This window comes from Enterococcus sp. DIV0008, from assembly GCF_050542615.1.
GTDB lineage: Bacteria > Bacillota > Bacilli > Lactobacillales > Enterococcaceae > Enterococcus_D > Enterococcus_D innesii.
On the sequence record NZ_CP172937.1, the window covers coordinates 2431429 to 2447160 of the forward strand.

The 15732-nt window shown below is 46.0% G+C and carries 14 protein-coding genes; 2 read left to right on the top strand and 12 right to left on the bottom strand.

Annotation, left to right across the window (positions count from 1 at the left end):
• Nucleotides 1–110 precede the first annotated feature (110 nt).
• Nucleotides 111–1742 carry a PucR family transcriptional regulator gene (locus IGI84_RS11470; protein WP_096741525.1) on the top strand — a complete coding sequence of 544 codons (1632 nt, stop codon included), beginning with the start codon at nt 111–113 and terminating at the stop codon, nt 1740–1742.
• A 30-nt stretch (nt 1743–1772) separates the two neighbouring features.
• Here the strand turns inward: IGI84_RS11470 and arcC are convergent, their stop codons facing one another.
• From arcC to allC, 7 genes are read right to left on the bottom strand one after another with little or no spacing between them, the layout of a single operon-like run.
• Nucleotides 1773–2708 (bottom strand): carbamate kinase, encoded by a 936-nt coding sequence (gene arcC / locus IGI84_RS11475; protein WP_194194823.1) that lies wholly within the window; start codon nt 2706–2708, stop codon nt 1773–1775.
• Complete coding sequence (locus IGI84_RS11480) at nt 2681–3544, bottom strand: DUF2877 domain-containing protein (RefSeq protein WP_220426888.1); 864 nt, start codon at nt 3542–3544, stop codon at nt 2681–2683. Before IGI84_RS11480 ends, arcC begins: the two co-directional genes overlap by 28 nt.
• A gap of 38 nt (nt 3545–3582) precedes the next feature.
• Nucleotides 3583–4845, bottom strand: coding sequence for a DUF1116 domain-containing protein (locus IGI84_RS11485; protein ID WP_005234461.1), 1263 nt, complete (start codon nt 4843–4845; stop codon nt 3583–3585).
• Between the two features lie 12 nt (nt 4846–4857).
• On the bottom strand, nt 4858–6612 hold the full coding sequence (fdrA, locus tag IGI84_RS11490) for an acyl-CoA synthetase FdrA (protein ID WP_220426889.1): 1755 nt from the start codon (nt 6610–6612) through the stop codon (nt 4858–4860).
• An 8-nt stretch (nt 6613–6620) separates the two neighbouring features.
• On the bottom strand, nt 6621–7697 hold the full coding sequence (gene allD / locus IGI84_RS11495; RefSeq protein ID WP_096741530.1) for an ureidoglycolate dehydrogenase: 1077 nt from the start codon (nt 7695–7697) through the stop codon (nt 6621–6623).
• A gap of 13 nt (nt 7698–7710) precedes the next feature.
• Nucleotides 7711–8496, bottom strand: coding sequence for a (S)-ureidoglycine aminohydrolase (allE, locus tag IGI84_RS11500; protein WP_081117457.1), 786 nt, complete (start codon nt 8494–8496; stop codon nt 7711–7713).
• A 15-nt stretch (nt 8497–8511) separates the two neighbouring features.
• Nucleotides 8512–9741 (bottom strand): allantoate deiminase, encoded by a 1230-nt coding sequence (gene allC / locus IGI84_RS11505; protein WP_220426890.1) that lies wholly within the window; start codon nt 9739–9741, stop codon nt 8512–8514.
• Between the two features lie 169 nt (nt 9742–9910).
• On the opposite strand from allC, the gene IGI84_RS11510 reads away from it, so the two are divergent.
• Nucleotides 9911–10783: an alpha/beta hydrolase gene (locus IGI84_RS11510; RefSeq protein WP_216681985.1), complete on the top strand. Its 873-nt coding sequence runs from the start codon at nt 9911–9913 to the stop codon at nt 10781–10783.
• An 85-nt stretch (nt 10784–10868) separates the two neighbouring features.
• Here the strand turns inward: IGI84_RS11510 and tkt are convergent, their stop codons facing one another.
• The 5 genes from tkt to IGI84_RS11535 all read right to left on the bottom strand — a co-directional run bounded on the left by tkt (nt 10869) and on the right by IGI84_RS11535 (nt 15724).
• Nucleotides 10869–12872 carry a transketolase gene (tkt, locus tag IGI84_RS11515; protein ID WP_430600402.1) on the bottom strand — a complete coding sequence of 668 codons (2004 nt, stop codon included), beginning with the start codon at nt 12870–12872 and terminating at the stop codon, nt 10869–10871.
• 165 nt (nt 12873–13037) lie between these two features.
• Nucleotides 13038–13730, bottom strand: a complete 693-nt coding sequence (gene alsE / locus IGI84_RS11520) for a D-allulose 6-phosphate 3-epimerase (RefSeq protein ID WP_086294769.1) — start codon at nt 13728–13730, stop codon at nt 13038–13040.
• Between the two features lie 70 nt (nt 13731–13800).
• Complete coding sequence (locus IGI84_RS11525) at nt 13801–14901, bottom strand: PTS fructose transporter subunit IIC (RefSeq protein ID WP_220427172.1); 1101 nt, start codon at nt 14899–14901, stop codon at nt 13801–13803.
• 24 nt (nt 14902–14925) lie between these two features.
• Nucleotides 14926–15246, bottom strand: a complete 321-nt coding sequence (locus IGI84_RS11530; protein ID WP_220427173.1) for a PTS fructose transporter subunit IIB — start codon at nt 15244–15246, stop codon at nt 14926–14928.
• Between the two features lie 25 nt (nt 15247–15271).
• Nucleotides 15272–15724: a PTS sugar transporter subunit IIA gene (locus tag IGI84_RS11535; RefSeq protein WP_074536500.1), complete on the bottom strand. Its 453-nt coding sequence runs from the start codon at nt 15722–15724 to the stop codon at nt 15272–15274.
• Between the last annotated feature and the right edge of the window lie 8 nt (nt 15725–15732).

The window sequence follows — 15732 nt, forward strand, 5'->3', positions numbered from 1 at the left end:
TTTGATTTCACTGTCCAACGCCTTGTCAACGTTTCCAAGTTTGTTGTACAATAAAGCTAAAAAAGGACATGTTTTTGTTTATTTTGTTCACTTCCAAAAGGAGTTTCTCTATGAAGTTAGTTGCTGAATTGCTTGCTACACCACGCTTTTCCAATTTGCGTTTGTTGACAGATCCCATTACCGCGGAAATTCCCGTCGACAGTATCGAAATCACTGAGACCCCCGATATCGCCCACTATATTCCTGAGCATACCTTTATCTTAAGCACGGCGATGGTTTATAAAGATAATCAAGGAGCGCTTCTAGAACTGATCGATTCTCTCGTAGCCAAAAATGCCGCTGGATTAGGCATCAAGATCGGTCGTTTTTTGGATGTCATCGATCCTGAAGTCATCGCCTACGCTGATAGCTTGGGTTTCCCCATCGTAGAAGTACCTGCCACGATGCCGCTGGGTCGTTTGATGCACCAGCTTTTGAATTTATTGTGGAACACCAAAACCGAGCAGCTGAGTTATGCGTTAGACATTCAAAAACGGTTCTCTGCTTCCTTGATGAAGGATGTCAGCATCGCTCGCTTTATCGCTGATTTTGGCCAAATGGTCAATACACCGATCATTTTGTTGAATCCTTTCAAACAAGTGATTGCCCACTCCAAGCATTTCACCCGCATGTCAAAACCCGCGGAGTACTACATCCATCAATTAGGACAAACGAAAGGGGTTTTTACTGGTGAAAAAAGCGGGGCGATCCCTATCAAAGATCTCCATGAAAAAACGTCACAAATTTCTTATTATGCCATTGAAACCTCCACTTATTTCCCGCATTATTTAGTCATTTTGAATCCTGAGGCAATTCCTTATCCTGTCTCGGATTTTGCGCTGGAACAAGCAGCATTGGTCTTGTCGTTTATGCTCTACAAGAACCAAAAAGTGCAAGAATCTTTTGAAGATTTAAAAAGTGACTTTTTAACACGGATGATCGAATACCAGCAATCTTCCAAACAGGAACAAAAAGATTGGTTAGATCTCGGAAAGACTTACGGGTTAGTCAAAGCCCGCCATTATCGTGTCATCTATGGTGCCTGTGAACCAACCAAAGAAACCAAAGGCAAAGACAAATACCTAAAAGAAGAAAGTGACCTGGTCTATCAGTGGTTTAGTGAACAACTACCTTATCGCATCAAAGATGTTTGTCTCTTTCGCTTAAAGGGCAGCAATCACTTTGCGATTTTCGTGCAGCACAAGTGTGATGCCTTAGAAGACCATTTGATCGAGACCGCCAATGCTTTGACCAGTCGGTTGCCATTTCGAATGGCCTTTGGTGTAGGGAGTGTCTGTGAAAGTATCAATGATTTAGCCAGCTCCTACATCGAAGCAAAGACTGCTTATGAAGAACGAAGAGGCCAACATGATTCGTCCATCGTCTCTTTCTACCATCAACGGGGAATGCGGAGTCTATTTGAAAAAATGAGCCCTGAAGATATCCATTATTTCTGCCGTACGATTCTTAAAGAATTGGCGTTTCCGCAAGAAGATGCCACCATCGAATTGCGCAAAACCTTACGGGCTTACTTGGATTATCAATGTGAGATCACCCGCACCGCCAAAGCCTTGTTCGTTCATCGCAACACGATCAAATACCGCATCGAACAGTGTCAAAAGCTACTAGGAAAAAACGTGCATGATCCTAGCATCAGCCTGGATCTGCGTTTAGCCCTTGAGCTGTCCGAAGAAGGCGACTAATAGGCGAATCAAGCAGTTGGATCGCTGGTTTTACCCAGCGATCCTTGTGCCTGCTTCACCTAACAATGCTAAGTCCGCTTCTTCCAATGAGCAGATGATTGCTGTCTTTCCTTGTTTGGCAAACGCAATCGCCGCTTCCATTTTCGGCCCCATACTACCTTCTGCAAAATGCCCCGCATCAAAATATGCTTGCGCTTCACTTACGGATAAGCCCGTTAATTTTTCTTGTTTCGGTGTTCCATAATTGATATAAACGTTGTTGACGTCGGTCAGCATCATAAATACATCGGCATCCACTTGTTCTGCCAGTTTTTTCCCAGTTCGATCTTTATCGATGACTGCTTCGATCCCTTTCAAGCCTTCCGCTTGTTTTACGACTGGAATCCCACCGCCGCCACCAGCGATCACGATGGTATTTTGATTCAATAAATGAACCATTGATTCCACGCCGTGGATCGTCACAGGTTGTGGAGATGGCACGACGCGACGGTACCCACGTCCAGCATCTTCTTCCATCACCCAATGTTTTTCCTCAGCCATTGTTTTTGCTTCTTCTTCTGAGTAGAACAAGCCGATCGGCTTTGTTGGCTTTTCAAACGCGGGATCATCCGCTGCCACTTCCACTTGGGTCAATAAGGTCACGACATTGCTGGTCAATTCTTCTTGCTCAATTTTATTTTTGATGCTTTGCTCCATTAAATAACCGATAAAGCCTTGTGACTCTGCATTGCAGACATCCAGTGGAAAAGGCGGCACGACTTCTTTGGCTTCTTCATTTTGTCGTAAAATATTGCCGACTTGCGGACCATTGCCGTGCGTCACGACGATTTGATGGTCAAGCTTCTCGATTTTAGCGATCTGTTCTGCACTTAACTGGATATTTGCAAGCTGTGTCTCAACGGTCGCTGGTTGATTCGGTTTTAAAATTGCATTGCCCCCTAGAGCGATGACCACTCGTTTTGCCATATGAATTCCTCATTTCTATTGTTTTGAAATTGATCGATACTGCGAGCAAACCCTGCCAAAAAGTCGGCCCCCGAGGTGTGACCGATCGCTAGTATCTCTTTGATTACTTGGGAAAAAGCCGCTGAATCGGTACACCTGGTCAAGGACAATGCCGATTGATTGAATGCGCCTGTCAGTGCATGCAGAAGATAGTGTTTACTGACGTCAGTCGTTAAATCATTGACTGTCAACAGCCTTTTTTGTAGATAAGCCACCAAGCGGGTATCTTCTTGCCCCATCACTCGGCGAGCCAGTAAATGACCAACTAGCATATCATCGCCTGTGGGGGTCAATCCGACACCCCGTCCGACTAAATAAGCGACTGCTTGCCGTTGTTCCTTAAATGAAGGCGTGCATAGCTGATCGATTGCGTCATAAAACGGATGATTGCTGCGGATGGTTTCTGAAACCGCTTCTTGAATTCCCGTCTTTTCCGTGACGCTTTGGAGGGCTGACCAAAACAGTTCTTGATCAAATGGGACTGTGCCAGCTGGAAAGGTGGTTGTAAATTTGGCTGCCTTTTGAAAAGACAGACGATGATGCGGAAAATGGATCACCCGTTGCTGAACCAAAAGAGCGGTACCAGCAACTAAGCCTGTCGCCAACGCTGCATAATCGTCGGCAGCTAAAATCATCCCTTTGGGCACGCGAGCCGCTTGTTTGGAGACACAGATCAGCTGATCCTGACGAGGATCTTGCAGATTGAAACTATGCTGAAACACACTGTGAACGATCCAGTTGCCATTGATAAATGTGGGTTCAAATAAAGCTTGGTCGATCCATTTTGCCTGTATCATCGCTAGGTTGCTCCTTTTTCACGTTTTCAGTCCCTGATTTATTCTTCAAATCCTAATTTTTTCGCATAAGCCAAGACAGCTTTTTCAAAGCAATCCATTGGTGGTGTCACTGTCCCGGCACCAATTTGTCCCCGTCCAGCTTGTTTGTTGGCGATCCCTGTATTGATCACCGGTAAGATCCCTGTTTCCACGACTTTACGAGCATCGATCCCTAAACAGATCCCTTTGAAGTCCCATGTAGGAACGGGAAAATTCGGATTGGTATCAATGGAGATCTCTAACATCTCATTGCTGGTTTTCAACGCATCGTGAAATCCCCCAGAACCAACGAAGCGTGTCACAGCTGGGGCAGCAATCATTGCCATTCCCCCAACACCAAAGGTTTCCGTAATGGCACTGTCGCCCATATCTGGAGAGGCATCTTCTTCACTGAATCCTGAGAAATAGAGCCCTTTTGGTGTATTGACAGGACCAGTAAACCACTCGTCCCCCATGCCAGAAATACGGATACCGAATTCATGCCCGTTGCGACACATTGCGGTCACAACCGTGCCTTCTTCAATCGTCCGGGCGCCATCAAGCACCGCTTTTGAAGAAGCCATCATGATATTCAAGAAAAACTGATCCGTGTCTGCTAGAAACTGAATGACTTCTGGTTTTTCTTTTTCAAATCCTTCCAGAGTAACGATCGCTGGTGCTACTTCTTTTAAGAACGCCAACGAAGCAGCGATATTCCGTTGATGGAACTCATCCCCCATGGCGATTGCTTTTGCGACTAAGACATTGATGTTCAAGCCATCGGGTTTTGTTTGTAGTGCAGCACTTAAAACTGGTGCTAACGTATTTTTCATCCAATGCAAGCGATCAATGACTTCTTGAGAATAGGCGCCAAAACGTAAAACTGCCCCGATCCCTTCGTTCATCGTACAATACGCTCGGTTGCCATCGGTTTTGTTTTCTACCACGAGCACTGGCATATTGGCAGAGGTGATGCCCCCCATTGGGCCAACCGCTTGCACGTGGTGACAAGGAATCAGTTGAACTTCCCCAGATGCTAATAAATGACGTACCTCTTCTTCCGTTTCGCCCCAGCCTTCAAAAAGCCCCGCACCAACACAAGCACCTTGAATCGGATCGATCATCTGATCGTAGCGGATCGGTGGTCCTGCATGCAATAGGACTTTTCCTTCACCTAACTCTGGAATGACACTGACTGCTGGAACGACATCCAGCAAAAAAGGCGAACCCGCAACGATTTTGGCAATAACGGCTTGGTTTGCTTCTTCAATAGTTTCGTACACGATAACTTCCTCCTACTCTGATAGTGACACTTGTGCTAAGAAACGTAAGGCTTTTTGTAACGTTACGTTTCCACCAGCAATTGGCTGCCAGTCATATTGAACGACTTGACCGTGATGCGCCTGGATTGCTTCCGCAAAGCTACGCAATCCTACATTGATGAATGCGTCATTCGCCAACAATTCGCGGCTCTTTTCAGATGGCTCTGGCAATGCATCGGCAGTTGTCACTGCTTTTGGCAACAGCTTACGATTAATTGGTGAAAAGGGGTGACCGAGTAATGCTAAAGCTTTTTTGACTGCTTGGGCATTGCTTTGACACAAAATCACGCCAGCTGCTATTAAAATCTCTGCTTGCTCGTTGCTGTCTTGGGGGTCTAAATCAGTTCCGACGATCGTAGCGATCACCGCTAACTCCCGGCCAGCTGCTTGTGCAGCTTCCTTCAACGATTTGATGGTCGGTGCCAATTCACTCGCCATATCTTGATGAGAGCCGTACCCTAAAACGATATCTAACAAAATCACTGCCGTTTCAGGATCTTCTCCCGCTTGTTTCAACAGTTCGATCCGCTTTGTTGGGTCGATCATCGGATGGGGCTTGCCTTGCGTATAGATGTCATCACCTAAATCGATGATCTCATGGCCAGCTGCTTTTAAGATGTACCCTTCCTGAGGGGCATCTTCTTGTTCTAGATTTAATCCTGCTTTGACCAGCATCGCTGCTTCGTACGCCAATGTTCCACCAGAATAGTAAGCTTTGATTTTTTGCTGTTCAGGGCCAAAAGCGACAGCTGCCGTTTCCTCTTTTACTGGCTCTAATCCAATCTGTTCTTGACGTAGCAGCTGCACGGCTAATTGTGCCGCTTCTTCCAGCGTGTAGGCTCTGTAAAGATTTTCTTCGTGATCCGTTGGTTCTTCCCCAAGAAAAATCGTGACTGCAGGTTTTGTTCCTCTTCTTAATAATGCCAACACTTCATCGCGGACACGTGGTGCAGGTGGTTTGGAGATCACCACGATCACCTCTGTATCAGGATCGTGTTCCAAGGCAAGAATGCTGTCTTTCATGGTGATCCCACCGACGGCTTCTTTGAGATCTCGTCCACCGGTTCCGATGGCTTGTGTCACACCGGCACCCAATTTATGAATGATGGTGGTGACTTCTTGGATGCCCGTACCCGAAGCGCCGACAACACCGATTTTCCCTTTACGAACGGCATTCGTGAAGGCTACTGGTATCCCATTGAGAATCCCTGTGCCACAATCTGGCCCCATTAAAAGAAGTCCTTGTTCATGAGCCAGTTTCTTTAGTCGAACTTCCTCTTCCAATGAAACATTATCACTGAAACAAAAAACATGTTTGCCCGCTGCTAATGCGGTTTCAATTTCTGGTGCTGCCATAGTACCAGGAATCGATAAGACAGCGACCTTCGCATCTTTTCCAAGATCTAAGGCTTTTTCCCAAGTTTTGACGCTTTGGGTTTCTTCCCCTGCGCTATTGCTTTGGTCCGATAAGAAGGCATCGATTTCTGACAGGACTGTTTCGATGATTTCTTCCCCTTCAATGTCTAAAACGAGTACCATATCGTTGGATGTCGCATTGCTCATCTCCTCGGTATAAAGACCACCCGTCTTGAAGATATCCTTATTGGCAGGTGTACCCATCATGACCGAAGCGTTGTTGATCCCTTCGATCGTCAGTAAACGATTGGTCAAAAGCATTAAAACAATGGAATCTTGGTAATTGTTTTTTTGAATAATAGTGTGTAACATGGGTCTCCTCACTCTCCTGTTCCTGTCTGTGCAAAGGCATCTGACCCAGAATACTGGTCAAAATGAACCGTGTCGCTAATGAGATAGCGATAAATGTTCTTTTCGATAGGAATACCTTCTGCCATATATTTTTCATAAGTTAGTTGATTGATCTCGCCTGGATAATAGACTTGCTGGAACTGTTCAGCAGCTGGTATATCGTGCAGCTCTTCGATCATCGTTTCCACCGACTCTTTAAATGTGTCTAAATCTGTAAAACGTTGCGGATCGATCAGCAAAATAAATTGCCCTAAGTCGCGGCCTTTCGTCAGATCGTTGTACATAGAGGAAACATGCTTGCCAAAAGGCAGCCCAAGAAGCATTCCAGACAAGATATCCACCATCATCATCAACCCAAAGCCTTTTGGTCCTGAGATTGGCAATAACCCATGAACATGATGCGGATTCGTTGTTGGCTTGCCATGGGCATCAACGGCCCATGTTGCAGGAATCTCTTTATTTTTGGAGCGAGCGTCTAATATTTTGCCCCACGCTTGGACCGTCGTTGCCATATCAAAGACCACCGGTGCCCCCTGTTTTCGTGGTGCGGCAAATGCGATTGGATTGGTACCAAAATAATTTTCTTTGCCGCCAAAAGGAACCACCATTGAATCTGATTGGCACATAGATAATGCAATCAAGTCAGCTTCTGCAGCTTTTTTGACATAATAGGATAGCGCCCCACTATGACTCGTTTTCCGTACACCAACTGCCGCGATCCCAGAACGTTTGGCCATCTCAATGGCATGCTTTGTCGCTTCTAATACAACGACCTGCCCTGCGCCATTTTGACCGTGAACGATCCCGCTGCTCGGCCCAGTCTCTTCAAACGTGATCTGTGGAGTGCGATTCATTCCACCTTTAGCGATCCGCTCTGCGTAATAGTCTACCCGTACAGCCCCATGAGAGTGGATCCCGCTGGCATCGGCAAAGACCAAATGCTCTGCAACGATGGCTGCGTGCGCTTCAGACAAACCAGCAGCCGCTAATTTTTTTTGGATCAATTGCTGTAACTCTTGTGACTGTACAATAACCGTCTCTTCCATCTTCTAAACTCCTTTAAATTTCCGGATCGCGGTTGCAATCTTTGGAATAAATATAGGTCAATGGTTCGTCACGACCAACACCATAGGCCGCTTGCTGTACATAGGCACTCATGAAAATGTAGTCGCCTTTTTCCACCGGGAACCACTCATTGTCTAAGTTATACATCCCTTTACCTGACAGTAAGTACGCCCCGTGTTCTTGATAGTGGGTCTCAATGTAGCCATGACTTGCCCCTGGTTCAAAGGAAAGGATATGAATATTCATGTCAAAGCCCAACTCTTTCGGTAAGAAATCCCAAAGCAAGACGTCTGCCATCCCTTCGTATTGGATCGGTGTCAACTCTGAAAGATTCCCCACTACTTTGTAGGATTGGTGATTTTCTAACGGTTGGTAACGCTTCTTATACAAGAACACTTCTGTCGCTTCTTCTTGGAGATTTTTCATATACAGTTTTTCTCCAGCAGGCAGATAGATATAGCCTCCGTCCGTCAATGTATGGGTTTCTTTGCCATCACTTACTTCCAGTTTGCCCGAGATGACATACAAGAAACTCTCGATCTCTGGACCGCCGAAGCCCAATTGGTTGGCGCCATCTTTTTTGAATGAAATGATGTAATCGACAAAAGACGCCCCTAATTTTGGTGTGCCGAGTATCGAACATTCACAGTTTTCGAATCCTGGAATGACATTATTCACTAGCCCATCATGCGGCAAGATCGCAAAATTATTTTTTCTAATGACTGCTCGTGATTGCAGCAATCCATCTAAATAGCCCGTGTTATTATTTTTGTATCCCATGTGTGTCCCTGCTTTCTATTCTTTGTATGCTAGCTCGTAAAGGGAAGCTGCTAAAACTTCTACCCCAGCTGTTAAATCTTCGATAGTCGTTGCTTCGGCTGGGTTGTGGCTAATCCCATCAATACTTGGTACAAACAGCATCGCCGTTGGAAAATGTGGTGCAATGATTTGGGAATCATGCCCCGCCCCACTATGCATGACTTTGTAGCGTTTGTCAGTTTGCTTCACCGCGTGTTCCACCGTGGCAACGATCGTCTCGTCCATCGGCACAGGGCGTTCATCCATCCATAGATCCATCTCCACTGTCAAGTCATGCTCTTGGGCGATCGTTTGAATGATCTGTTCTGCTTCAGCAGTAAAGGCATCCAATAGCTGCCCATCAGTATGGCGACAATCCATCGTAAACAACACTTCACCAGGAACCACGTTGACCGTATTCGGTTTTGGCTCAACTTTACCGAATGTCACTACTAATGGATCCCCAAGCTCTAAGCCACGGTCGATCACTGCGGCACACATTTTGGCAAAACCATACACAGCATCTTGGCGATAGCCCATCGGTGTGGTTCCTGCATGATTGGCTTGTCCTTTTAAGACAAAGGTGTAGCGCTTTTGACCAGCGATACTATTGACGACACCGATCTGCAAATTTTCTTTTTCTAAAACACTGCCTTGTTCGATATGGATTTCCACGAAGGCTTTGATGTCTGATCGAACCGGTTCTTGTGGGTCGCGAAAATCAAAACCTTGGCGTTGCATCTCTGCCACGAAGCGATTGCCTTCAAAATCTGCGATCGCTTCAACATCGGCTTTTTTGGCCTCTCCGACAAAGTTTTTACTTCCCCAAAAAACGGTTGGAAAACGACTGCCTTCTTCTTCTGCCATTGAGATGACTTCCAAGGAGCGTAAAGGTTGCCCATAGGTCTCTTTTAAATACTTGATCGCTAAAGCAGCAGCAACGACTCCGTATTGACCGTCTAATGTGCCACCGTTGACGACGGTATCGATATGTGACCCTGAAAGAATCGTTTCTTCTGGAAACTGGCTGCCTTCCATTCTGCCGAAGAGATTGCCGACTGCATCATAGGACGTCGTTAAGCCAGTTTCTTTTAATTGTTTTTCTACAAATGATTGCGCTTCTTTCCATGAATCGGTATAAAGCAGTCTAGTCATTCCTCCAGTTGGATCACTCCCAATCTGAGATAGTGCATCGATCATTGCCGCTACTTCTTTTTTCAACTCCATTGTTCTGCCTCCTTTAATTTATACGGTTATTGTAAGCGTGTTACTGACGGACATCATTGTTCACTTTCGACAAAACCGTTTCTATTTTTAGTCATAACGCTGTTTTCTAAACCGCTTCCTTCTCCTATACTCTTCCTTATACTATCGAAGAAGAGAAAGGAAGAAAACAATGGTTTATCCTAAAAATGCCTTTGCGCAAACAGAAAAAATCCAATTTGACACCTACGGCACTTTGCCGTTAGAAGTGACGATCCTAAAAGCAGCGCAGCCTCGGATCAGCCTTTTGTATTTTCATGGTGGTGGCTTCCTCTATGGTCAGCGAGAAGACCTTCCGCAGGATTATGCCCACCAATTGCTGGCTGCCGGTGTTAGCCTTTACCTGTTCGATTATCCACTGGCTCCCGAAGTAGCGCTGAACGACATTTACCTTCATACAAAAAAGGCAGTGGAATGGTTTTTGACAGAGGGCTGGCACTTCAGCGGCGTTGGTGCAAATGAGTACATTCTATTCGGTCGCTCCGCCGGCGGTTTTTTAGCGACCTTACTGACCGCACGCACAAAGCACTCGGAGCAAAAGGGCTTGATCCGATTTTACGGTTACCAAGAGTTGTTTTGTAAAGAATTTTTGCAGCCGGCGCGCTTTTACACACAATTTCCGAAAGTCCCACCACTCGCCGCTGAAGCCATGATCGAAAGCCAACCTATCACCCACGGCACGCTAGAAAAACGATTCCCTTTGTACCTTTCCGCCCGTCAATATGGCAACTGGCAGCGTTATTTAGGGAATCGGGAACAGCTAGCAGCCTTGGCGATTCCTGCTGCCGCTTACCAAGACTTTCCTCCTTGCTTTGTCGTTCATTGCAAAAAAGATCCAGATGTTCCCTTCAGCGCATCCGAAGCTTTCGCTGCACAAGTCCCCCATGCCAAAACACTTTGGCTCGACTTAGATCAGCATGACTTTGATCGGACACCAAATGCGATCGCTGATGAGTGCTATCGAGAGATGATTTCATGGCTCCTTTTAACAATAGAGAAAAATTAAGCGCAGATTTAGCCATGCGTCTTTAGTAAACAAAAACAGGCGATCTTCAAAGGAGTGTTCCCTCTAAAGATCGCCTGTTTTTTGATTATAGTGAGTTGAAGGTATTCACGACATTCTCAACACTGAAGCCGAATTCTGCTAATACCTTGTCACCAGGTGCGGATGCACCGAAATGATCGATCGCGATCACTTTTCCATGGCAGCCAGTGTAACGTTCCCAACCAAATGGGGAAGCCGCTTCGATCGCTACCCGTTTCTTCACTGCTTTTGGCAAGACACTTTCTTTGTATTCTGAGCTTTGGGCTTCAAACAGATCAAAGCTTGGTAAGGAGACCACCGATACATCGATGCCTTCTTCTGCCAATTTAGCTTGTGCTTGGACCGCAAGATTCACTTCTGAACCTGTGGCGATCAAAATACCCGCTGGTGTTTCACCGGCTTGTTTTGAAATCACATAGCCACCTTTTGCGACATTTTCATCCGCACCAGTTTGCGTGCCTTCGATCACTGGTAGGTTTTGTCGACTTAAGACTAAGACCGTTGGCTTATCGGTTGTTGTCATGGCCAGTTTCCAAGCAGCACGGGTTTCATTGCCGTCTGCTGGACGAATCACTTGGACATTTGGCATGCAACGGACGCTAGCTAATTGCTCGATTGGCTCGTGGGTCGGTCCATCTTCTCCAACCGCCACGGAGTCATGCGTCAAGACATAGATCACAGGCGCATGCTGGATCGCAGACAAGCGCACCGCTGGACGCAAGTAATCAACGAAGGCGAAGAAGGTTCCACCATAGATTCGCGTACCGCCATGCAATTGGATCCCGTTCATCGCTGCCGCCATCGCAAATTCTCGGACACCAAACCAAATGTTGCGGCCTTCGTATTGGCCAGGTTCAAAGTCTTTTTCTGCTGCTACCATCGTGTTGTTGGAACCAGAAAGGTCAGCCGATCCGCCCCATAAGCTAGGTACGGCTTTGGACAACGCTTGGATCATCTCTTTGCTGGATACCCGGCTAGCTTGTGAGCTGCCAACTTCGTAGCTTGGTAATGCTGTATCCCAATCTGCTGGCAATTCACCCGCAAAGGCTTGTTTGAATTGCGCCGCAAGTTCTGGGTAGGCTGCTTCATAGGCACGGAAAGTTTCGTTCCAAGCTGCTTCAGCTTTTTGCCCTTCATCGATCATGGTTTTTTTGAAGCGCGCGGCAACTTCGTCAGGTACGGTAAATTCTGGGTATTCCCAGCCATAAATCGCTTTTGCTGCAGAAATGCCTTCGGCACCGATCGGCGCACCATGAACGGCAGAGGTGCCTTGATTTGGCGCACCGTATCCGATCACAGTCTTGATTTCGATCAAGGTTGGTTTGTCACTTTCAGCTTTTGCTTCGTCGATTGCTTTTGAGATCGCTTCTAAATCATTGCCGTCTTCAACGAGAATATGTTTCCAGCCATACGCCTCGAAACGCGCACCGACATTTTCTGTAAAGGCTTTTGAGGTCGGACCATCTAGGGAGATGTCATTTGAATCGTACAAGACGATCAGTTTATCTAATTTCATGTGACCCGCCATCGATGCAGCTTCTTGCGAAACGCCTTCCATCAAGTCCCCATCGCCACATAAGGCGTAGGTATAGTGATCAATGACTTGATACTTGTCGCGATTGTAGGTTGCAGCCAAGTGGGCTTCGGCCATCGCCATACCGACTGCCATAGCGATCCCTTGTCCTAAAGGTCCAGTGGTTGCTTCCACGCCGTCTGTGTGATCGACTTCTGGATGTCCTGGCGTGCGGCTATCCCATTGACGGAAGTTTTTTAGATCCTCAATGGTCACATCGTAACCAGACACGTGCAACAAGCTGTACAATAGCGCCGAACCATGTCCAGCAGACAAAACAAAGCGGTCACGATCCACCCAGTTGCGAGAAGTCGTTGGATTGACTTTCAAGTGTTTCGTCCACAAGGCATAGGCCATGGGTGCTGCCCCCATCGGTAATCCTGGATGTCCTGAGTTGGCTTTTTGTACGGCTTCGATACTTAATGTACGAAGGGTGTTCACTCCTAATTGATCGATTTTATCAAATAGTTTTTTCAATTAAATTGCCTCCTTCACTTTCTTCAGCCAGCATGTTTCTATTCACTGCCTTTTCACAATAGAAAAGAACCGGACGTCCAAAGTTTACTGGCTAATAGGCAACGAATGCTCCTCTTTTTAACAGTCCTAACTTTGGTCGTCCGGTTCTTTTGCTTTCGGCTTTGCTCAGCTGCTCAAAACTTTTCCAGTCATTTCTTGATAATCTGCGACCATGATCGACCATGCTTTGGCAATGTCGTCATCTAAACCAAACAATCCACTGCGTCCGACAATATAGATGTCTGGATTGGCTTCATCGATCCGTTTGAAGGATTTCCGATTGGAGGAACCGTCCATTTCAATGACATAGTGATAGTCGTATTCTTCCCGTAATTCCCGCAGTTCAACAATTTTATCTAACGCCCCTTCAATAAAGCGTTGGCCCGCAAACCCTGGATCAACCGTCATGATCGTGACTTTATCCAAAAGATCGATATAAGGCAAAATGACCGATACTGGCGTTTCAGGATTTAAAACGATCCCGGCTTTTAATCCAGCATCATGGATTTGATCGATCAGACGAAATGCTAATCCATCCAAAACCTCAGCGTGCATACAGATCCATTCACAGTTGATATCGATCAGCTGCTGCACCCAAAAAGCAGGTTCAGTGACCATCAAATGAGCGGACAGAGGCAACGTACTGATTTTGCGGACCTCTTGAATAAACCATGGGGATAGGGAAATATTGGGTACGTAATGACCATCCATAATATCAATATGATAGGAGTCCACTTGGTCATTCAAAAAAGTGATTTGTTCTTTAAATTTATCTAGATCCATCGTCATCAATGACGGTGAAAATTCAACTTTGTTCATAGACTTATCCTTTCTCCTCAATCAGTCTTCTACTGAGAGGAACGACTCTTCTTCCAATTGAATCGCTTTTTTAGAAAATTTGAATATCATCTAAATCGATTTCTTCTTCTTCCACTTCTGCTTGTACGGCTACTTGTTCTTCAGTGACATTTTTCTTAATCAAAGCCAAGGTGATCCCAGTCACTACTATATTTACCAGCAAAGCTACTGCCCCAGCCCATGGACGAGTCATGGTCGGCAGCATCAGCACACCACCAAACGGTACCGTTGCATCTGCTCCTAAGACCATTGAAACAGCCCCGCCAGCAGCGCCGCCAATAGCTGTTGCGATCAGCCCTCGGACGATATCGTTCATAACGATTGGGATCACCCCTTCAACGATATTGATCACACCCATTGGTACGGCAGATTTTAACGTTTCCACTTCTACAGGCGTATAGATGTTTTTGCCGAACAGTTTTGCAATAAAGAATGCTAAACCAAAGCCGATCGGTGTTGCAGTATTGACTAATTGCAGTGCAGTGATCGGTCCATTGATCCCTTCTGCTTGCATCGTCAGAACAAAAGCAAAGACCGTTTTATTGATTGGTCCACCATAATCAACGCCGCTCAACAAGCCGATGACGGCACCAAAAACCAATAATGAAGAGGAGCCTAAGCTATTTAGTGCGTTCGTCAGTAAGTTCGTAAAGGCAGTGATCGGTGTACCGATAATATAGACCATGATCAGACCACCGATCAAAGAGGTCAAAAAGGGAATGATCAATGTCGGCATCAAGCCTTTCGCCCAATTTGGTACTTTAATAAATCGTAAAATAGCAATTACTAGATATCCAGCTAAGTAGCCGCCCAAAATTCCCCCAATAAAACCTGAACCAATGGCATTGGCTGTCAAACCAATAATAAACCCTGGCGCGATCCCCGGTTTTTCGGCAATCGCATAAGAAATTCCTGTCGCAATGACCACTGGAAGCAACCCGAGTCCTGCGCCTCCCATCGTAGCTAAAGCATCCCAAATCGTAAATTCACCTGGCACTAGTTGTCCCTGGCTGGTGCCGCCGAAAGCCATGCCAATGGCAATCAAGAATCCGGCACCGCAGACGATTGGAATCAAATAGGAGATGGCTGTCAACAAATGTCCTTTTAAATTCAATGCTTTGATTTTTTCCATAGTTTCCTTCCTCCTTCGGTTTGCTTAGACCGCCTGCTGCTGGACGACCTCTTTGGCTTTTTCCAACAGTTTGCTTGGGGACTTGATGGCAACTTCGGTCGGCACTTGAATGATCCGTTTCCCTTCAAATCGTTCACGTCCTGCTACTTTGACGTCAACTGCTAAAATCACGACATCTGCAGCCGCAATCGCTTCAGATGACAATTCATTTTCACGGCCGATCGTTCCTTGTGTTTCCACATGGATCTCGTAACCTGCCTTTTTAGCCGCATTTTCTAACTTTTCTTGCGCAATATAAGTGTGAGCGATCCCTACTGTACATGCACATACGCCGACGATTTTCATAAATAATTCCTCCTTAAATTTTCTATTATCCTTGAAATGCTTCAATCACTTGCTGCGGCTCTTTTGCTTTCAACAAGGCAGCCGTCACCTCGTCATTTCCTAATTTCCGAGCGAACAAAGAGAGCAATTTCAAATGCTTTTGCGCTCCTTCCGTGTCATCACCGACGGCAAATAAGATAATTCCTTTCACTCCCTTGCCATCCAACGTTTCCCAAGGGATCTCTTCTTTTAGAACCCCGATTGCTACGCCGATCTCCTTCACATGAGCACTTTTTCCATGAGGAATGGCAATGTAATTACCAATCCCTGTTTGACCAACTGCTTCCCGCTCATAGACATCTTTTAAAAATGCTGCCTGATCCGTCAAGTACTCATTGGTATATAAAAGCTGACTCAATTGCTGCAGGGCTTCTTCTTTAGAAGCTGCCTCCATGTTGGTTTTGATTATTTTTGGATCAATCACTGTTGAAATATCCATTCGTTTTC